Genomic DNA, 18,354 nt, shown 5'->3' with positions numbered 1-18,354 from the left:
TCGACCCAAACACGACTAGGCTAGGTTTATGAGACGCGCAAAAATTGTTGCAACATTCGGCCCCGCGATTGCCAGCTATGAGAACACCCGAGCGGTGCTCGAGGCGGGCGTCGACGTAGCCCGGATGAACATGAGCCATGGTGACTACGCCGTGCACAGTTCCACCTACGAGAACGTGCGCCGTGCCTCCGAGGAGCTCGGGAAGCCCGTCGGTATCTTCGCCGACCTGCAGGGTCCGAAGATCCGCCTCGGTCGCTTCGCCGATGGTCCCCACGCCCTGGCGCCGGGGGACGTCTTCACTATCACCATCGACGACATCGAGGGTACGCAGGAGATCTCCTCCACCACGTTCAAGGGCCTGCCCCAGGACGTCAACGTGGGCGACATGCTGCTCATCGACGACGGCAAGGTCTCGCTGCGGGCCACGGCGGTCGACGACGTCAAGGTCACGACCGAGGTCGTCGTCGGAGGAATGGTGTCGAACAACAAGGGCATCAACCTGCCCGGCGTCGCCGTCAACGTGCCTGCGCTGAGCGACAAGGACGAGGCGGACCTGCGCTGGGCGATCCAGATCGGTGTCGACATGGTCGCGCTGTCCTTCGTGCGTGACGCCGGAGACGTGAAGCGCGTCCACGAGATCATGGATGAGGAGGGCCGCCGTGTCCCGGTCATCGCCAAGATCGAGAAGCCGCAGGCCGTGGATGCCCTCGAGGAGATCATCGACGCCTTCGACGCCATCATGGTTGCCCGTGGTGACCTCGGCGTCGAGCTTCCCCTGCAGGACGTGCCCATCGTGCAGAAGCGCGCCGTCGAGCTCGCGCGCCGCTGGGCCAAGCCGGTCATCGTCGCCACGCAGGTCCTCGAGTCGATGATCGACAATCCCCGGCCCACGCGCGCCGAGGCTTCCGACTGCGCGAACGCCGTCCTGGACGGTGCGGATGCCGTGATGCTCTCGGGCGAGACGAGCGTCGGCAAGTACCCGATCGAGACCGTCCGCACCATGGCGGACATCATCGAGTCCACGGAGCGCCACGGCCTCGAGCGCGTTCCGCCGCTCGGCAGCAAGCCGAAGACCCGCGGCGGTGCGATCACGCGCGCAGCCGTCGAGATCTCGGACCAGCTGGATGCCAAGTACATCTGCACGTTCACCCAGTCCGGTGACTCGGCGCGTCGCCTCTCCCGTCTTCGGCCGAAGAAGCCGGTGTTCGCCTTCACCCCCGTGCAGTCGACGCTCAATACGATGTCCCTCATCTGGGGAATCCAGCCCAAGCTCGTCGAGTTCGTGGAGCACACGGACCAGATGACGGCGCAGGTCGATCGTGTCCTGTTCGAGCAGGGTCTCGTCGAGATCGACGACCTCGTGGTTATCGCGGCCGGTTCCCCTCCCGGACAGGCCGGCTCGACCAATTCGATCAAGGTCCACCGCGTCGGTGACATCACGGACGCCGGCCAGCTGCCGGACGGCCACACGTCCTACATCAAGGAAGGCGTCGGCCCCTGGCCCGTCAAGAAGAAGTAGCCTGACCCGCCGGACAGACAGGAAGGCCCCCACCCGACCGGGTGGGGGCCTTCCTTCGTAGAGAGAGGGCTGAGGGGATGCTCAGTTGACCTGGTTGATGATCGTCTCCGCGACCTCGCGCATGCTCAGTCGGCGATCCATGGAGGTCTTCTGGATCCATCGGAAGGCCTCGGGTTCGGTGAGCCCCATCTTCGTTGTCAGGAGGCTCTTGGCCCGCTCCACCAGCTTGCGGGTGGCGAACTGCTCCTGGAGATCGGACACCTCGGCCTCGAGGGCCTTGATCTCCTCGTGACGCGACATCGCGATCTCGATGGCGGGGATGAGATCCGCCGGGGTGAAGGGCTTGACGACGTAGGCCATCGCACCGGCGTCACGCGCGCGCTCGATGAGTTCCTTCTGACTGAAGGCCGTCAGCAGGACGACGGGCGCGATCCGGGCCTTGACGATCTGCTCCGCGGCGGTGATGCCGTCCATGACGGGCATCTTCACGTCCATGAGCACGAGGTCCGGCTTGTGTTCCTCCGCGAGAGCGACGGCTTTCTCGCCGTTGTCGGCTTCCGCCACGACCTCGTACCCTTCCCCACGCAGGATCTCGATGATGTCGAGCCGGATGAGCGTCTCGTCCTCGGCCACGATGACCCGGCGTGCAGGTCCGGTGGGCGTGGATTCGGTGGGTTCAGACACTGTTGCTCCTTGATGATGATGGCGTTCCGATGGGTCCGCGGAGGCTTCGCTCCCGTTCCCGCAAACAGCCTATCGGCATGTAGAGTGGATTCGCGCACCGGCGGGGAAGTCAGTCTTCCCGGAGGAAGTCGGGGCAGCTCGGCCCGAATGGCGGAATTGGCAGACGCGCTGCACTCAAAATGCAGTATCGAGAGGTGTGTGGGTTCGAGTCCCACTTCGGGCACCACGGCATGCAGGCCCACACACGCAGAGCTTGCATGCGGACAGGGCTGCCGTCTCCGGAGCACGGCAGGACCCCTCGTGCGGGTTGCCGGGGTACATTGAGCCATGGCCAGCGAAGCGATGATCCTCGACGTCGACGGTCCGGACGGCTCACGGCCGGTCCGCCTGTCCAGCCCTTCCCGCGTGCTCTGGCCGCAGGCCGGGCTGACGAAACTGGACCTCGCCCGGTACCTCGTCGACGTCGCGCCGGCCTTCCTGCGCGCGAATGGCGGCAGACCGGTCTCCCTCCAGCGCTTCGGCGGCGACGTGGACGGGGACTTCTTCTTCAGCAAGAACCCACCCAAGGGTGCACCGGACTACGTCCGCAGCGTGACCGTCGTCTACCCGAGCGGGCGGTCGCATCCGCAACTGGTCCTCGACGAGCCGGCCTCGGCCGTCTGGGCGATCCAGATGAATACTGTCGTTTTCCACCCGTGGGCGTCGCGTGCCACGGACCCCGATCGCCCCGATGAGCTGAGGATCGACCTCGACCCGCAGCCGGGTACGACCTTTGCCGACGTCGTCGCTGCCGCTCACGAACTCCGTTCTGTCCTGCGCGATGCCGACCTCTCGTGCTTCGTCAAGACGTCGGGCAACCGGGGGCTGCACGTCTTCGCCCCGATCGAACCGACGCACGAGTTCCTCGAGGTGCGCCGGGCCGTGATTGCCGCCGCCCGTGAACTGGAACGCCGGATGCCGGACCGTGTGACGACCGCGTGGTGGAAGGAGGAGCGGGGCGCCCGGATCTTCGTCGACTACAACCAGGCGAATCGCGACCGCACTATGGCCGGTGCGTACAGCCCGAGGGCCCTGCCTCACGCCCCGGTGTCCTGTCCGCTCGCATGGGACGAGCTGACCGGCGTCGACCCGGCGTCCTTCACCATCGCGAAGGTGCCCGAGCGGCTCAGGACCGTGGGGGATCCCTGGGAGAACCTGCATGCGGAACCGGGCCGGATCGACGTCCTGCGCCAGTGGTGGGACCGCGACGCCGAATCCGGCCTTGGCGAGCTTCCCTTCCCGCCCGATTTCCCGAAGATGCCCGGTGAGCCGATGAGGGTGCAGCCGAGCCGCGCGCGTAACCGTGACTGAACCGGACTGTCAACGGCCGGCCCCGGTGGAGGCGGTAGCCGCGCAGTCCAGCGCGTGCTGGTAGAACGGAAAAAGAACATCGCCGCACCCCGGCACGAGCCGGGCCTGACTCCGTGCCGGACCCAGCGCCGGCCGCCGGGAGACCCATGAAGAAGACCGTGCTGTCATCGACCCTGCTACTGCTTCTCCTGACGGGCTGCGGTGGCAACCCCGCCACCGATGCCGAGCCGGCGGGCCCCACCCCCGATCCCAGGGAGACAGCCAGCGAGCAGGCTGCGGCTCCGTCGGAGGCCCCGTCGGTCGAGGGACTCACGGATGCGAGCAGCGGGACGTTCTCCTTCCTCATCGACGAGGCGACGGGCGAGGTCGTGATCCCTGCGCAAGCGCCCGAGGACGTCGAGGCCCTGCGCAGCCAGCTCGGCCAGGACGCGGTGACCTACGCGAGCGTGACGGTGCAGAACCCGGACGGGGCGATGCCGCTGGACCTCGACACGGTCACCGTCGCAACACCCGAAGGCCAGGACCTGCAATTCCGGCCGGCTTCGACGGTGATCAGTGAGTGGGGGGCGGCGGCGAACGGCGGCGAACCGTCGCCCGAGGTCGTGGGTGTCCTGGAACAGTACAGTGGAGGCGCACTACCGGGGGAGACCACCGAGCTGCTCATGATCGGGGCATTCCCCGAGGTGCCGGATGCGGTGTCGACGGTGACGGTGCAACCTTCCGGCGGCGGAGAGCCCGTGGAGGCAACGGCCCGCCCCGAGTCCTAGATCCCGCGCGGGCGCAGCGATGCCGCGGAGTAAACTTGCGCTATGCCGAGCATGGAGCCCACCCGGACAGCAGTTGTCATCGAGGATGATGACGATGTCCGTGATCTCCTGCATGCCGTTCTGACCGGCTCGGGATTCCGGGTTCACACGGCACCGGCAGGATTGGCCGGCGTCGAGATGGTGCGGAGGCTGATGCCGGACGTCGTCACGCTGGACGTCGGGCTACCGGACATCGACGGGTTCGAGGTGGCCCAGCGCATCCGGCGGTTCTCGACGACCTTCATCGTAATGCTGACGGCCCGGGCGGATCCGTCCGATGAACACCACGGGCTGGACGCGGGCGCTGACCGTTACCTGCGCAAGCCTTTCCGGCCCGCCGAGCTGCGGCGCTACATCCAGGAGGGCTCCGCAGTGAGGCCCGGCGCCTGACAGCGCGCCGTGCCCGCTGCCGCCGGGTCAGTGGCTCCTCGCTCCAGCCGTGCTCACCAGCGAGGGCGGATTCATCCTGTCGGAGGCGATACCCGTGACCACCGCGAAGACGCCTTTGTGCAGATAGTCGACCGACTTCTCGCCCGCGGGCCAGAGGGAAGGGGCTGCTCCCGCGCCGGTCGCGTTCTCGAGCGTCTGGTCGAAGGCGAGGCGAACGACGGTATGAGCTGCCGTCGCGGACGCTCCGCGGATGCCCGTCGCGGACCAGACACCGCGGAGGGCTCCCAGGGTAGCGCCCGTCAGCCAGTGCATCGCATGGTTCCAGAGCGGATACTGCGAGGCATTGTCCGTCGGCCTGCCCGCGAGGATCCGGAGGGTCCTCGCCGGGATGTGCGAGTCCGGGCGGTGCGTGATGCGCTGCTCGAGGAGTTCGCCCACCGTCATCGCCGCAGTGCCCACGAGGCCGGCCGCTGCGCCCCTGAGGGCAGCCCGTGCCAGGGCTGGGCCGCGGCGCGTCACTGGTCCCCGCCCTCGGGAGCGTCGTCGAGATCGTTCCCTCGGCTGTCGTCACCGAGGTCGGTGTCGATCCCGTTGTTGTCGTCGTAATTACCGGTGTCTGTCCCGGAATTGTCGCTGTCCTTGCTGCCGAGGTCGCAGCCGCCGAGGAACAGCGCGCTCGCGGCCAGGAGGGCGGCAACGGTCTTCAGCTTCTTGTCGGCCATGGTGGTGCTCCCTCAGGTGGTGTGGGTTGGACGGCTTCCGTCCCGTCCACGGTAGGCAGGGCCCGTTCGACGCGGCAACACCTGCACGAGCGCGGGAGCGGGCTTGCATTCGCCCCGTCCTTTCCTGCAGGGATCAGCGGGGTATCTGGGCGAGCCGCGGGAGGGCGCCCCGTGCGTCCGGGTGGAGGGGAACCTCAGTCGCGGGCGTCCCTGATCATGTTGGTGATCCGGGCCGTCGAGAGCCGCCGGCCCTGGTCGTCCGTCATGACCACCTCGTGGGTCGTGAGGGTGCGTCCCAGGTGGATGGCCGTCGCCGTGCCCGTCACCGAACCCGAGGAGATGCTGCGGTGGTGCGTCGCGCCCACTTCGATGCCCATGGCCTGGCGGCCGGGACCCGCATGGAGCCCGGCAGCGAAGGAGCCGAGTGTCTCCGCCAGCACCACATGTGCACCGCCGTGGAGGATACCGGCAACCTGCTGGTTGCCCTCGACGGGCATCGTCGCGACCATGCGCTCGGCGCTCATCTCCCGGAACACGATGCCCATCTTCACGGTCAGGGCCCCCACGCCGTAGCGGCCCAGCCAGCCATGCATCTCCGGCGGAATCCCGGCGGCGAGCAACTCCGCCAGCGTCTCCTCGTCGGGTGCCGGGACGACGTCGGACTGGGTGCGGTTGTCTGTCATGGCAACTAGGCTGGCACCTGTGAGTGAAACAACCAAACCTGCCGCGACCCTGACCATGGCCCCGTCTTCCGAGAGCACCACCGAGGGTTCCGAGGCGCCTGCCGGCACTCCGGCACCGGCCCGGCGCAGCGACGGCTCACGCAACAGTCTCCTGATCATCGACGGGCACTCGATGGCGTTCCGCGCCTTCTACGCGCTTCCTCCGGAGAACTTCTCGACCGACACGGGCCAGCACACCAACGCGGTCTACGGCTTCACCGCCATGCTCATCAACCTCATCAAGGACCAGAAGCCGAGCCACGTCGCCGTGGCGTTCGACCTCGACACCCCCACCTTCCGCTCCGAGGAGTACACGGAGTACAAGGGAGGCCGCTCGAAGACGCCCGAGGAGTTCCACGGACAGGTGGACCTGATCATCAAGGTGATGGAGGCGATGCGCATCCCGACCATATCCCTGGACGGCTACGAGGCGGACGACATCCTCGCGACGCTGGCCTACCAGGCCGCTGCCGCCGACTGGGACGTGCAGGTGGTCAGCGGGGACCGGGACGCCTTCCAGCTCGTCAACGACCGGGTGACGGTGCTGTACCCCAAACAGGGCGTGACCAACATCCCGCAGATGGACGCGCAGGCCATCGAGGAGAAGTACTTCGTCCCGCCGCACCAGTACTCCGACCTGGCGGCACTGGTGGGGGAGAGCGCGGACAACCTGCCCGGCGTGCCCGGGGTCGGCCCCAAGACAGCGGCGAAATGGATCAAGCAGTACGGGGGACTCGAGGGCATCCTCGAGAACCTCGACAAGATCGGCGGCAAAGTCGGAGACTCGCTCCGGGCGAACATCGAGGACGTGAAGCGCAACCGGCGCCTGAACCGGCTGCTGACCGATCTGGACCTGCCCGTGGACCTCGAGGCGATGGTCTCGCAGCACCCCGACCGCGCCGCCGTCGAGGACCTGTTCGACTCGCTGCAGTTCAACACGCTGCGTAAGCGCCTGTTCGACCTCTTCCCTGAGGAGGAGTCGGAGGACACAGGGGATGAGCAGAGCGCTCCTGCCCACGCGTTGCTCGGGAGCGCCGCGGAACTGTCGCAGTGGTTCAGGGCGACGAACCAGGCCCAGGCATCCGTGGCCCTTGCGACCGAGACGACCGGGGGTGCCACCGACGTCGTCGGGATCGCCGTCGTCACCACCCTGAGCGCGGCCTACATCCCGCTCGAACCCCTGGATGCGGAGGCCGAGAAGGTACTGGGGAACTGGCTCGGCGATAGGGATGCGCCGAAGATCGTCCACGACTTCAAGGCCGCGTTCAAACTGCTCTCCGCCCGGGGTTTCCTGCTAGCGGGCGAGGTCGACGACACAGCGATCTCGGGGTACCTCATCCAGCCGGACCGCCGCAGCTACGATCTCGCCGATCTCGCCCAGTACCACCTGCGCCTGTCCATCACGGCGTCCGCGAACGATTCCTCCGGCCAGCAGGCCCTCGACCTCGGGGGCAACGACGTCGCGTCACCAGCCGTGGTCGCCGCCTATGCGGCGCTGCGCCTGAGCGAGCATTTCGCCGGCCAGCTCGTGGAGCGGGGAGCGAACCAGCTGCTCGGCGGACTGGAGCTGCCACTGGCGGAGGTGCTCGCCCGGATGGAACTCACGGGGGTGGCCGTCTCGGTCGACGGACTGGACCGGCTGCTCGACGACTTCTCGAAGACGATCAGTGCCGCCGGTGCCGAGGCCTACCGGATCATCGGCAAGGAGATCAATCTCGGTTCGCCGAAGCAGCTCCAGACCGTCCTCTTCGACGAACTGGGGCTGCCGAAGACGAAGAAGATCAAGACCGGTTATTCCACGGACGCCGATGCCCTCACTGATCTCATCACGAAGACCGGCCACCCCTTCCTCGAGCAGCTCCTCTCGTACCGTGACGCGCTGAAGCTGCGGCAGACCGTGGAGGGTCTCCGCAAGTCCGTGGGTGATGACGGCCGCATCCACACGACCTACCTCCAGACGGTCGCCGCGACGGGCCGCCTCTCCTCCACCAACCCGAACCTCCAGAACATCCCCGTGCGCTCCGAGGAGGGCCGCCGGATCCGCGAGGTGTTCGTGGTCGGTCAGGGCCGCAACGGGGAGAAGTACGAGAGCCTGATGACGGCCGACTACTCGCAGATCGAGATGCGCATCATGGCGCACCTCTCCGGCGACGAGGGCCTGATCTCCGCCTTCCAGGAGGGCGAGGACCTCCACCGCTTCGTGGGCTCGCACATCTTCGGTGTCGCGCCGGAGGATGTCACCAATGCGATGCGTTCCAAGGTCAAGGCCATGTCCTATGGTCTGGTCTACGGGCTGAGTTCCTTCGGCCTCTCGAAGCAGCTCAACATCTCGGTCGACGAGGCGCGCACGCTGATGCGCGACTACTTCGAGCGCTTCGGGGCCGTGCGCGACTACCTTCGCGGCATCGTCGAGCAGGCACGGAAGGACGGCTTCACCTCCACGATCGAGGGCCGGCGCCGTTACCTGCCGGACCTGTCCAGCGACAACAGGCAACTGCGTGAGATGGCCGAACGGGCTGCCCTCAACGCGCCCATCCAGGGATCAGCGGCGGACATCATCAAGAAGGCGATGCTGGGTGTCGATGACGCCCTCACGCGTCGTGGTCTTGCATCGCGCATGCTGCTGCAGGTCCACGACGAACTCGTGCTCGAGGTGGCGGAGGGGGAGTCGGAGGAGGTCGAGGCGCTGGTCCGCGAACAGATGGGCAGCGCGGCCGACCTCTCCGTGCCGCTGGACGTCTCCGTGGGCACGGGTACCAGCTGGCACGACGCCGCGCACTAGAAGACACGAGGGGCACCGGGAGGCACGAGGGGCGCGACGCCGTTCTACCCCTCGGTACTCGGCGGACCGGGACGCGACCCTGGTCCGCCCCGGACGCCCCCGGCTAGGGTGGTGAGGTGTGAGCGACTACACGACCCCAGACCTGCACACCGAGATCTTCTCCCTCGACGCCGAGGAGAGCGCGACAGCGGACGGCCGCTTCGTGAAGTGGCTCGACGCCGAAGGCATCGGATTCCACGAGGGCACGTTCGATCCTGAGGACGTCCCGCGATACCTGGCCGCCTATCAAGCCGATCAGCGCGTCCTGTGGGGCGTCCACGACCGGGCCCAGCCCGCCGAAGCTCTCGGCGCGGACCATCCTGTCGCCACCTACGGCACCATGGTGCACGCGCTCAATGTCGGTGCGGCGCAGATCGACGTCCACCAGATCACGGCCGTGACCGTGCGAACCAGCCACCGACGCAACGGCATCCTCCGTTCCATGATGACGAGGGACCTGCGGGAGGCGAAGGAGCGGGGCCTTCCCCTGGCGATCCTGACGGCCTCGGAAGCCACCATCTACGGCCGGTTCGGGTTCGGATGCGCCACGTTCACGCAGTCGGTGGAGGTCGACGTGCGTGAGCGCTTCGAGGTCACGGCGCCCAGGACCGGCACGACGACGCTGGTGGCCCGCGAGCACGCGGTCCGCCTCGCCGAGCAGGTCTTCGCCGGATTCCAGGCATCGACGTTCGGCTCCGTCGATCGTCAGTACGCCTACCCGCGCCGGGCCTCCGGCGAGTGGGGGCGTGAGCGCCCCGTCGAGGACCGGGCCGTCCGCATGGCCGTCCACTACGACGCCGGGGGGACGCCCGTGGGGTACGTGTCGTACCGCTTCGCCGGGTGGGAGACGACGCCGTACACCATGAAGATCGTCGATCTCGTCGCCGCGACCCCCTCTGCGTACCTCGAATTGTGGCGCTACCTCGGTTCGCTCGACCTCGTGCAGCTCGTGACGTGGGACGGGGCCCGGCGCGACGACCCGCTGCCCTGGGCGCTCCGTGACCGCCGCTGCTACCAGGTCAAGGGCACCGATGACGTGCTGTGGGTCCGGATGCTCGATGTGCAGGACGCCCTCGCGAGACGTTCGTACGAAGGTACCGGGAGGATCGTCCTGCGCGTGACCGACGATCTCGACATCGTGGGTGGTTCCTACGTCCTGACCGTCGTCGAGGGCGTGGCGGAGGAGGTTGCCCACGTAGAGGCAGCGACGGCGCCGGATGTCACGCTCACCGTCAACGCGCTCGGTTCCTTGTACCTCGGCGGTGTCTCCGCTTCCGTGCTCCGGTCGGCGGGAGCACTGACCGCGCACGACGACGACGCCGTCGGCCTATTGGACGCGCTCTTCGGGCGCACGCAGGAGCCGTACTGCATCACGCACTTCTAGGTGGGCCCGGCACTTTGACGGTGTTGGACCCCGAGGCTAGACTAGACAGGCGCGTAGTGCGCTCTGGCGGGTCCCGGTGCAAGCCGACGGTCTTCCGAGTGCGATACCACTCCTGAATCTCTTCGAGGTTCTTTCCATTTCGTCCACATCCGGACTACGGAACCCGCTCCCGGCCCAGTCGGAACCGCGGTGTCCGCCATGACCGGAGCAAGTAATCATCCACAACGGAGCCCCAACTACATGACCATCACCACCACCGAGAAGCAAGGTGCCCCCGTCGTCGCCATCAACGACATCGGCACCGCTGAGGACTTCCTCGCAGCGATCGACGCCACCATCAAGTACTTCAACGACGGAGATCTCGTCGAGGGTACGGTCGTCAAGGTCGACCGCGATGAGGTCCTGCTCGACATCGGTTACAAGACCGAGGGTGTCATTCCTTCCCGCGAGCTTTCCATCAAGCACGACGTCGATCCCGGAGACGTCGTCTCCGTGGGTGATCAGGTCGAGGCTCTGGTGCTCACCAAGGAAGACAAAGAAGGCCGGCTGATCCTCTCCAAGAAGCGTGCGCAGTACGAGCGCGCCTGGGGCGACATCGAGAAGGTCAAGGAAGAGGACGGCGTCGTCACCGGTACCGTCATCGAGGTCGTCAAGGGTGGCCTCATCCTGGACATCGGTCTCCGCGGCTTCCTTCCCGCGTCCCTCGTCGAGATGCGTCGCGTCCGCGACCTGGCTCCGTACATCGGCCAGCAGATCGAAGCGAAGATCATCGAGCTCGACAAGAACCGCAACAATGTCGTTCTGTCGCGTCGTGCCTGGCTCGAGCAGACCCAGTCCGAGGTTCGTTCCACGTTCCTCAACAAGCTCGAGAAGGGCCAGGTCCGTCCGGGCGTCGTCTCCTCGATCGTCAACTTCGGTGCGTTCGTGGACCTCGGCGGCGTCGACGGCCTCGTGCACGTCTCCGAGCTTTCCTGGAAGCACATCGACCACCCGTCCGAGGTTGTCGAGGTCGGCCAGGAAGTCACTGTCGAGGTCCTCGAGGTCGATCTCGACCGCGAGCGCGTCTCGCTGTCGCTGAAGGCCACGCAGGAAGATCCCTGGCAGACCTTCGCCCGTACGCACGCACTCGGCCAGGTCGTCCCCGGCAAGGTCACCAAGCTCGTTCCGTTCGGTGCGTTCGTCCGCGTCGAGGACGGCATCGAGGGCCTCGTGCACATCTCGGAGCTCGCTGTCCGCCACGTCGAACTGGCCGAGCAGGTCGTCTCCGTGGGTGACGAGCTCTTCGTCAAGGTCATCGACATCGACCTCGAGCGCCGCCGTATCTCGCTCAGCCTCAAGCAGGCCAACGAGGGCGTCGACGCCGACAGCACCGAGTTCGATCCCGCGCTCTACGGCATGGCCGCCGAGTACGACGAAGAGGGCAACTACAAGTACCCCGAGGGCTTCGACCCCGAGTCGAACGAATGGCTCGAGGGCTACGAGACCCAGCGCGCCGCGTGGGAAGCTCAGTACGCCGAGGCCCAGTCACGCTGGGAGTCCCACAAGAAGCAGGTCGTGCAGCACGCGTCCGACGACGCCGCTGCAGCGAACGAGCCTGTCGAGTCGAACGCGACGAGCTACTCCTCGGAGCCCGTCGCCGCCGATACCGGATCCGGTACGCTCGCGTCCGACGAGGCACTCGCGGCTCTCCGCGAGAAGCTGACCGGAGCGTAGTCCACGGCATCACCGCGTTACCAGAGGAAGCCCCTATCCGCCGGATGGGGGCTTTCCCTGTTGATGGCACTTATGGACGGCACCCGCACGCGACGCTAGCGGACGACCGGAGATAGTCTTGCAACAAGCAGCCCTGCGTCGACAGCACGCCGACATGAGGACCGACGTCGCGGGCCGGAAGATCGATGCCGGCACGACGATCAGGGGGGACTCCATGGACACCACGGACTGGGACGACGTGGCCGAAGGGTCGCCGGGAACCGAGTGGTGGGAAACCACGGAGAACGGCCTCGGCGTGTTGACGGCTTGGGCGGCCGGAACCGCCAATGTACGGAAGACGCCGACTGCCGATCGCACCCGGAGCGTCAGTGTCAGCGGGCCGGGTCCCGGCGGCACCGTCCGGACCTGGACAGAACCGTTCAGCGAGGCCGATCGCGAGGCGGTGGACGAGGCGATCGAGTACTACCTGGATGACGCAGGGATTCCCCTGCCGCCGCGGGGCTGGACGTGGCTGGTCCGCCGGCCGCCGGCCTTGGGGAACGACCGGCAACTGTGGGCTCATCTCAATCGCCAGATCGCCCTGCACGCGTCGAGTGCTCCGCACCCAGCGGAGATCGCACCGATCCTGCGGAGCAGCATGGCCACGCTCTATGCGGAACCGCGATGAGCACCCGCGATGCAGGAAGCCTCACCGCGGACCCGGCCGGTCGCGCGAGCTACGCGTCGCGGGGCTTCACCGATGTGGGCTCGGATGCCGACGCACGCACCGATACACGTGAGCGAGTGGCTCCACGCCCTACCTCCGGGTAGAGCAGGTGACGGTGAAGCGGGGGGAGCGGTCGAGTTGCCGCGTCGGACCGATCACGCGTTCCAGGACCGGCCGGTAGCCGAGGTGGCTGTTCCATACCGTCCACAGCTCGCCGCCGGGCACCAGGACGCGAGCGCATTCGCGGAACAGTTTGCGTGCGATGCCGGCGTGCACCGTACTGCCGATATGGAACGGTGGGTTCAGGACGATCACATCCGACGACGCGTCGGGCACGTCGGACAGCGCGTCATCCCTGCTCACCCTGATGCGGTCCGATACCCCGTTGGCCACAGCCGTCGCGGCCGTCGACGCGACGGCCGAGGCTGACTGGTCCGTGGCGTGAACCCTCAGCTCCGGATGGCTGAGGGCGATGAAAGCGGCGATAGTGCCGTTTCCGCAGCCGAGATCGATCACCTCGTGGCCGGCTGCGGAGGGACCGCGACGCGCCAGTGCCCGCAGCTGTGGAAGCAGCAAGCGGGTTCCGGGATCGAGTACGGCACCGCCGAAGGTCGCGCCGTAGGCCCTGACCTCCAGCGGTCCGCCGAGCCCGACGTCGTACCGGGCCGCGCGCGGGGAGGAGGGCGGATCCACGAGACGCGGCTGCGAGGCGACGAGCACCCTGGCCTTCTGCCGGGCGAGGCCTGCCGCCACTTCTCCGAAAGAGCGGCCGAGGACGCCGTTCATGGACAGGGACATGTGCTTGAGCCGCCCGCCTGCCAGCACCTGCACGTCCGGACGGGCATGAGCCGCAACGGTGCGCGCAATCTCGTCGAGCTCGTCCAATGAGCGGGGGAGCCGTACGAGAACGGTGGAGACGTCCTCGAGCAGGGAGGCGCCCAGCGGGTAGGACCGGTAGACGTTCTGCAGGCCCGATGCTGCGGCATTCAGGGCGAGCGCCCGCTCATTGACGACACCGTCCTGGAAGACCCTGATGTCTGTCCGGCCCGCGATCTGAGCGACACCGAGCGTCAGGGCGCCGTAGGAGTCGTTGATGACGGCGAGGCCGCCCGGAGACTCGAGACGTGCCGTGACGGTGTCGAGAAGTAGGCGGTCGGCGGCATCGACCGCTACCAGTTCCGGTGTCTCGACGTCGGGAGCACGGCGCAGGGACCCGAGATCGAACGGCATCATGCGCACTGTCCCGGACATGGGAAGTGTGCCATTCCTGGTGTGTCCGGGGTCCTGGCAGTCCCGGTTCCGTCGTCACGCACCGTCACGAGTCGGTGGGGTGCGGCGGGCTGGCGCCGTCGCTGTCGGTGCCCGAACCACCGGACTCGCTCGCGGGCCGGTGGTCGAACAGCCATGTCAGCGCGGAACCAGCACCGTCCGGAGCCGCTTCTTCGACCTGCCCGCCTGGTTCACGCGTTGTCCCGGTGCCCTCCGGGTCCGTGCTGTAGGGCGCCCGCGGCGGTGGTGGGATCCTGTCGATGAGTTCGTTCGCCGCCTGAGCCAGGAGATCGCGCTGCAGCGGCGGGAGCGTGAATGATCCATGGAGGTACGCTTCCACCTCGTACTCGCCGGCGTCGCCCCCGAGACCGAAATAATGCAGCCAGAGTTCACTCGACTCGATCTTGGCGTGGCAGATGGCTCGGAGGAGGTGGATCCGCTGATACTCGTGATTCGGAAGGTTCTCCACGGCTGGGCCTCAGCGCGAGCTACCGGTGGCGCCGTCGATCACAAGGAGGGCGACGGCTCGCAGATCGTTCTTCGTGGTCGAGGCCTCGGACAGGAGTCGCCGCAGGGCGCTGTCGTCGTCGACCTGTACGGTCGTCTCCGCGGCCCACGCGGTGAGGCACGGGCCTTGTCCGAGCTCGTACTGCAGCGCGTCTGCTGCCGCTACGACGTCGTCGGTGTATCCGGTGCTGCGCTTGCGCCCCTGATCGTCGATGAGGGATACGCCGGCCCCCAGCGATCCGGGAACGGACTTCTTCACCGCTTCGGCGAGATCCTCCACCGCCAGACCGGCGTTCACTTCGGTGAGCATGAGCCCTTTGAGTTGGGCGAAGATGAAAGTCAGCTCTTCCATCGGTGAAGTCACGGTCACAGCCTCGGCAGCGGGGTCGAATTCAGGGGGTGCATCGGAATCAAAGTATCAGGATACACACGCGCGGCGGCCGGCTCCGGGCTGTATAACTCTCCGGCCGGAGGGTGTAGCGATGGCGCACGCGGCTGCCACCCCTCCTCCAAGGTCAAGACACTGTTGCTCGCCGGACTCCGGCCTGCCTAGGGTGTGATTACTAAGCACACTTTGAATAAGCTAGGAGTTGACATGACCGGATCGCCAGGACGTGGCGAACTGCCACTGCCCGACTACGACCACATTCCGCTCGGCACGCTGCCGACCCGCATCACGGGTCTCGACGAGGGCGGTTTGAGGGCACTCCTGGACTACGAGGAGGGCCACGGCGACCGTCTGCCGGTGAAACTCGTCCTGCAGCAGCGTCTGGAGGCGGTGCAGGGCGGTGCGGAACTCGCGGACGGGGCGGCTGGCTCGCTGCCGGAGGTCGGCAGCACTGCCGGCGGTTCACCGGTCAGTCCGGCTACCTCCGGTCCGCCGATCAATCCTCCGTCGCAGGGCGACCCCACCAACCCCGCCCAGCCCCGCTAGTTCCACCCGGGCCCGACCCGGCTGTGCCGTCCGCGTCAATCAGCGGACGGCACAGCTGCGAGCAGGTTTTTTTCCTCGATCAGCTCCAGCGACAGCGTCTTGTAGCCCACGGTGTCGAACAGGACCGTGATGATTCCGTCCTCGTATCCCATGACGGTGCCCCGGCCCCACTCCGGGTGCTCGACCCCGGCATCGACCGCGAACGGAAGGTCCGCAGGCAGCTCCGGTTGCCGGTCCTCCGCCTGCGGATCCACGCCCGCGGTGTCCTCACGGGCGCAGTTGTCACAGTTCCCGCAGGGCTCGGGGAGTTCCTCGCCGAAGTATGCGAGCAGGAACTGGCGGCGGCATCCTCGCGTCTCGGCGTACCGTCGCGCCATCTCCACGCGGGACTGGTCGATCTTCTCGCGGTTCTCTGCCTGCTCGACCGCCCTGTTGGCCGCTTCTTCCGCGGACATCTTCCTGGCGCGGTAACCTTTCGCGCCGTCGCTGACGGCTCCGGCTGCTTCGAGGAGGTTCAGGAGTCCTGTCAGGTTCCGGGGCGACAGACCGGAGAGCTCTTTCAGCTTCTTCATCTTGATCGGCTTGTCCTGGGCGGACAGGAGGGCGAACAGCTCGCTCAGCTGCTTGCGATTGGCGGACTTCGCGGCGAAGAATCGCCTGAGTGAGAGGTCCTCCGGTCGGTAGTGCAGGACGGCCCGGGACTCGAGTCCGTCGCGCCCGCCCCGGCCGATCTCCTGGTAATAGCTGTCGAGGGAATCGGCGACGTCCGCGTGGACGACGAATCGCACATCGGGCTTGTCGATGCCCATCCCGAATGCGGTCGTGGCGACGACGACGTCGATACTGCCCGCCAGGAAACCCTCATGGACGGCTTCGCGCTCCTTCTTCCGGCGTCCGGCGTGGTAAACGTCAACGTTGCGCCCCCGCTCCTGCAGGGAAGCAGCGAGGGTGTCCGCCGCCTTCTTCGTTGCGACGTAGACGAGGCCCGGGCCGGCCAGGTCGAGCACCTGGTCCCGGACGGCGATCTCCTTGTCCGCGCCCTCTACATGATGGACGACATCGAGGGAGAGGTTCGGGCGGTCGAAACCCTCGACGATGACAACCGGATCCGACAGGTGCAGCCGCTCGACGATCTCCTTCTGCACGGGTTTGGACGCGGTGGCCGTGAGAGCGACGACCGGCACGGCGAGGTCCCTGACGAGATGGCCGAGCTGAAGATAGTCGGGCCGGAAGTCGTGCCCCCAGGAGGAGACGCAATGTGCCTCGTCGACGACGAGGAGCGAGACGTCGAGCGCATGGAGCCGTGCAGCGACGTCATCGCGCACAACCTGTTCGGGGGCGAGGAACAGGAACTTCGCGCGCTTCGTCTGGTCCGCGTCGGCCGAGGCCTCCCATGCGGCATCGAGTTCGCTCTTCCTCATGCCGGAGTTGATGACGTAGGCGCGGGTGGTACCGGCGCTCTCGTTGATGGACTCCGCCTGGTCGTGCTGCAGTGCGATCAGGGGCGAGATGACGACGGCGACGCCGGGTAGCGCCATGGCCGGAACCTGGTAGATCGCGGATTTGCCCGAGCCCGTCGGCATGACACACAGGACGCTGCGGCCCTCCAGGACCGATGTCATGGCGCGCTCCTGACCGTCACGCAGATCGCTCCAGCCGAAGGTCGCAGCGGCGGTGTCCTGAAGGTCCTGCAGGGTTATGGTCACAGTGCTCCTCGAGAAAGGTAAGTTCCCTTAGCGTATTCAAGGGTGACGACGATCAGGCGGAGCAAGCGCACTACAGCCGCTGCTTGACACGTCGCAGCGGAGCATCGGACTAGTCTGGCTCCATGCTGCGCATAGGACTCACAGGGGGCATCGCTGCCGGGAAGTCGGTGGTCGCGCGTCGGTTCGGGGAGCTCGGCGCCGTCGTCGTGGATTCGGACCTGCTGGCGCGCGCAGTGGTCGCGCCCGGAACGGACGGTCTCGCCGAGATCATGGAAGCCTTCGGTCCCGGGATCCTCGCAGCGGATGGAACCCTCGACCGTCCTGCCCTCGGGCGACTCGTCTTCGCGGACGCCGCCGCGCGCGAACGCCTCAACGCGATCGTGCACCCGCGTGTGAGGAGGGGCGCAGCGGAACTCATCAAGCGGGCCCCCGTGAATGCCGTCGTCGTCGAGGACATTCCGCTCCTGGTCGAGACGGGTCAGGCAGCGCGTTTCCACCTCGTCGTCGTCGTGGATGCGCCCGATGCCCTGCGGATCGAGCGGATGGTGCACGAACGGGGGATGGAGCGCCCTGACGCCGAACAGCGCGTCGCGGCCCAGACATCGCGCGACCAGCGGCTGCGCGAAGCCGACGCCGTTCTTCCGAACGACCGTCGACTCGGCGACCTCCTCGCCTCGACGGATGCCCTGTGGAGCGGGCGGATCGAGCCGTTCCGGGCAAACCTCGCCGCAGGCCGGCCTGCCCACGGCCGCGGTGTCCCGACGGACGCGGCGGGCCTGGCGGGTACGAGCGGACTCGGGCGCCGCGTGCGGTACAAGCTCGCAGCAGCACTTCCGAGCGGTGTGTCCTTCGGCGGTGACGACGCCGCCGGCCCGCGCGACGACGACGCGTCACGAGCCGAGGTCCGCGTCATGCCGGGGGAAGCCGATGATGTCGTGACCGTGAGCAGGGCGGTGACCTCGGCAGGTTTCCCGCGCGTCCTCGACGCTGTCGAAGGCCACCGGGGGGACTGGGCCGTCCACAGGACTGCCGATCCCGCGGTCGACGTCACGGTGCTCGTGGCCGTTCCTTCCGCAGCGGACTGAGGACCGGAGGAGCGCCCGCCTGCGCCTTTCAGCCGC

The 18,354-nt window shown here is 67.3% G+C and carries 18 protein-coding genes and 1 tRNA gene; 11 read left to right on the top strand and 8 right to left on the bottom strand.

Annotated features, from left to right (window positions below):
- Window positions 1-28: 28 nt before the first annotated feature.
- Window positions 29-1,519: a pyruvate kinase gene (pyk, locus tag CXQ96_RS07050; RefSeq protein ID WP_104117342.1), complete on the top strand. Its 1,491-nt coding sequence runs from the start codon at window positions 29-31 to the stop codon at window positions 1,517-1,519.
- Between the two features lie 81 nt (window positions 1,520-1,600).
- Here pyk and CXQ96_RS07045 read toward each other — a convergent pair whose 3' ends face one another.
- The gene (locus tag CXQ96_RS07045) at window positions 1,601-2,203 is read right to left on the bottom strand and encodes an ANTAR domain-containing response regulator (protein WP_104117341.1); all 603 of its coding nucleotides are present in this window, start codon (window positions 2,201-2,203) and stop codon (window positions 1,601-1,603) included.
- A 141-nt stretch (window positions 2,204-2,344) separates the two neighbouring features.
- On the opposite strand from CXQ96_RS07045, the gene CXQ96_RS07040 reads away from it, so the two are divergent.
- The 4 genes from CXQ96_RS07040 (at window position 2,345) to CXQ96_RS07025 (ending at window position 4,749) form a co-directional block, all read left to right on the top strand.
- A tRNA-Leu gene (locus CXQ96_RS07040) sits at window positions 2,345-2,429 on the top strand.
- 101 nt (window positions 2,430-2,530) lie between these two features.
- Window positions 2,531-3,553 carry a non-homologous end-joining DNA ligase gene (gene ligD / locus CXQ96_RS07035; protein WP_104117340.1) on the top strand — a complete coding sequence of 341 codons (1,023 nt, stop codon included), beginning with the start codon at window positions 2,531-2,533 and terminating at the stop codon, window positions 3,551-3,553.
- Window positions 3,554-3,699: 146 nt separating this feature from the next.
- Window positions 3,700-4,320 (top strand): hypothetical protein, encoded by a 621-nt coding sequence (locus CXQ96_RS07030; protein ID WP_104117339.1) that lies wholly within the window; start codon window positions 3,700-3,702, stop codon window positions 4,318-4,320.
- Between the two features lie 42 nt (window positions 4,321-4,362).
- Window positions 4,363-4,749, top strand: a complete 387-nt coding sequence (locus tag CXQ96_RS07025) for a response regulator transcription factor (RefSeq protein ID WP_104117338.1) — start codon at window positions 4,363-4,365, stop codon at window positions 4,747-4,749.
- Between the two features lie 27 nt (window positions 4,750-4,776).
- Here CXQ96_RS07025 and CXQ96_RS07020 read toward each other — a convergent pair whose 3' ends face one another.
- The 3 genes from CXQ96_RS07020 to CXQ96_RS07010 all read right to left on the bottom strand — a co-directional run bounded on the left by CXQ96_RS07020 (window position 4,777) and on the right by CXQ96_RS07010 (window position 6,154).
- Window positions 4,777-5,268, bottom strand: a complete 492-nt coding sequence (locus CXQ96_RS07020; RefSeq protein ID WP_219816105.1) for a hypothetical protein — start codon at window positions 5,266-5,268, stop codon at window positions 4,777-4,779.
- Complete coding sequence (locus tag CXQ96_RS07015; RefSeq protein WP_104117337.1) at window positions 5,265-5,471, bottom strand: hypothetical protein; 207 nt, start codon at window positions 5,469-5,471, stop codon at window positions 5,265-5,267. Before CXQ96_RS07015 ends, CXQ96_RS07020 begins: the two co-directional genes overlap by 4 nt.
- Before the next feature lie 194 nt (window positions 5,472-5,665).
- Window positions 5,666-6,154, bottom strand: coding sequence for a hotdog fold thioesterase (locus CXQ96_RS07010; protein ID WP_181036391.1), 489 nt, complete (start codon window positions 6,152-6,154; stop codon window positions 5,666-5,668).
- Here CXQ96_RS07010 and polA point away from each other — a divergent pair.
- From polA to CXQ96_RS06990, 4 genes are all read left to right on the top strand, one after another.
- Complete coding sequence (gene polA, locus CXQ96_RS07005) at window positions 6,153-8,975, top strand: DNA polymerase I (protein ID WP_181036390.1); 2,823 nt, start codon at window positions 6,153-6,155, stop codon at window positions 8,973-8,975. The genes CXQ96_RS07010 and polA overlap by 2 nt on opposite strands.
- 118 nt (window positions 8,976-9,093) lie before the next feature.
- Window positions 9,094-10,398 (top strand): GNAT family N-acetyltransferase, encoded by a 1,305-nt coding sequence (locus CXQ96_RS07000; RefSeq protein WP_104117335.1) that lies wholly within the window; start codon window positions 9,094-9,096, stop codon window positions 10,396-10,398.
- A gap of 240 nt (window positions 10,399-10,638) precedes the next feature.
- Entirely contained in the window at window positions 10,639-12,111 is a 1,473-nt protein-coding gene (gene rpsA / locus CXQ96_RS06995; protein ID WP_104117334.1) for a 30S ribosomal protein S1, read from the top strand.
- 154 nt (window positions 12,112-12,265) lie between these two features.
- Entirely contained in the window at window positions 12,266-12,778 is a 513-nt protein-coding gene (locus CXQ96_RS06990) for a DUF5956 family protein (RefSeq protein WP_104117333.1), read from the top strand.
- A gap of 129 nt (window positions 12,779-12,907) precedes the next feature.
- On the opposite strand, the gene CXQ96_RS06985 is transcribed toward CXQ96_RS06990, so the two are convergent.
- The 3 genes from CXQ96_RS06985 to CXQ96_RS06975 form a co-directional block, all read right to left on the bottom strand.
- A complete protein-coding gene (locus tag CXQ96_RS06985) occupies window positions 12,908-14,068 on the bottom strand; it encodes a class I SAM-dependent methyltransferase (protein WP_258058927.1) in 1,161 nt (386 codons plus the stop codon).
- Between the two features lie 64 nt (window positions 14,069-14,132).
- Window positions 14,133-14,555, bottom strand: coding sequence for a hypothetical protein (locus tag CXQ96_RS06980; RefSeq protein WP_104117332.1), 423 nt, complete (start codon window positions 14,553-14,555; stop codon window positions 14,133-14,135).
- A gap of 9 nt (window positions 14,556-14,564) precedes the next feature.
- The gene (locus CXQ96_RS06975) at window positions 14,565-14,945 is read right to left on the bottom strand and encodes a hypothetical protein (protein ID WP_104117331.1); all 381 of its coding nucleotides are present in this window, start codon (window positions 14,943-14,945) and stop codon (window positions 14,565-14,567) included.
- A gap of 243 nt (window positions 14,946-15,188) precedes the next feature.
- Here CXQ96_RS06975 and CXQ96_RS06970 point away from each other — a divergent pair, with 243 nt between their 5' ends.
- Window positions 15,189-15,527, top strand: a complete 339-nt coding sequence (locus CXQ96_RS06970; RefSeq protein ID WP_104117330.1) for a hypothetical protein — start codon at window positions 15,189-15,191, stop codon at window positions 15,525-15,527.
- A gap of 35 nt (window positions 15,528-15,562) precedes the next feature.
- On the opposite strand, the gene CXQ96_RS06965 is transcribed toward CXQ96_RS06970, so the two are convergent.
- Complete coding sequence (locus CXQ96_RS06965; RefSeq protein WP_258058926.1) at window positions 15,563-17,233, bottom strand: ATP-dependent DNA helicase RecQ; 1,671 nt, start codon at window positions 17,231-17,233, stop codon at window positions 15,563-15,565.
- Between the two features lie 122 nt (window positions 17,234-17,355).
- On the opposite strand from CXQ96_RS06965, the gene coaE reads away from it, so the two are divergent.
- Window positions 17,356-18,318 carry a dephospho-CoA kinase gene (coaE, locus tag CXQ96_RS06960; protein WP_104117329.1) on the top strand — a complete coding sequence of 321 codons (963 nt, stop codon included), beginning with the start codon at window positions 17,356-17,358 and terminating at the stop codon, window positions 18,316-18,318.
- The last annotated feature ends 36 nt before the right edge of the window (window positions 18,319-18,354 follow it).

Source organism: Arthrobacter sp. B1805, from assembly GCF_002929745.1.
Taxonomy (GTDB): domain Bacteria; phylum Actinomycetota; class Actinomycetes; order Actinomycetales; family Micrococcaceae; genus Arthrobacter_D.
The sequence above is the reverse complement of the archived record's forward strand: the minus strand, read 5'-3'. Positions and strand labels throughout refer to the sequence as shown.

Bases quoted from the DNA above. Each gene is read 5' to 3' on its own strand.
- pyk (WP_104117342.1), top strand. From the start codon at position 29: ATGAGACGCGCAAAAATTGTTGCAACATTCGGCCCCGCGATTGCCAGC.
- ligD (WP_104117340.1), top strand. From the start codon at position 2,531: ATGGCCAGCGAAGCGATGATCCTCGACGTCGACGGTCCGGACGGCTCA.
- CXQ96_RS07030 (WP_104117339.1), top strand. From the start codon at position 3,700: ATGAAGAAGACCGTGCTGTCATCGACCCTGCTACTGCTTCTCCTGACG.
- CXQ96_RS07025 (WP_104117338.1), top strand. From the start codon at position 4,363: ATGCCGAGCATGGAGCCCACCCGGACAGCAGTTGTCATCGAGGATGAT.
- CXQ96_RS07015 (WP_104117337.1), bottom strand. From the start codon at position 5,471: ATGGCCGACAAGAAGCTGAAGACCGTTGCCGCCCTCCTGGCCGCGAGC.
- polA (WP_181036390.1), top strand. From the start codon at position 6,153: ATGGCAACTAGGCTGGCACCTGTGAGTGAAACAACCAAACCTGCCGCG.
- CXQ96_RS07010 (WP_181036391.1), bottom strand. From the start codon at position 6,154: ATGACAGACAACCGCACCCAGTCCGACGTCGTCCCGGCACCCGACGAG.
- rpsA (WP_104117334.1), top strand. From the start codon at position 10,639: ATGACCATCACCACCACCGAGAAGCAAGGTGCCCCCGTCGTCGCCATC.
- CXQ96_RS06990 (WP_104117333.1), top strand. From the start codon at position 12,266: ATGAGGACCGACGTCGCGGGCCGGAAGATCGATGCCGGCACGACGATC.
- CXQ96_RS06985 (WP_258058927.1), bottom strand. From the start codon at position 14,068: ATGTCCGGGACAGTGCGCATGATGCCGTTCGATCTCGGGTCCCTGCGC.
- CXQ96_RS06975 (WP_104117331.1), bottom strand. From the start codon at position 14,945: ATGGAAGAGCTGACTTTCATCTTCGCCCAACTCAAAGGGCTCATGCTC.
- CXQ96_RS06970 (WP_104117330.1), top strand. From the start codon at position 15,189: ATGACCGGATCGCCAGGACGTGGCGAACTGCCACTGCCCGACTACGAC.
- coaE (WP_104117329.1), top strand. From the start codon at position 17,356: ATGCTGCGCATAGGACTCACAGGGGGCATCGCTGCCGGGAAGTCGGTG.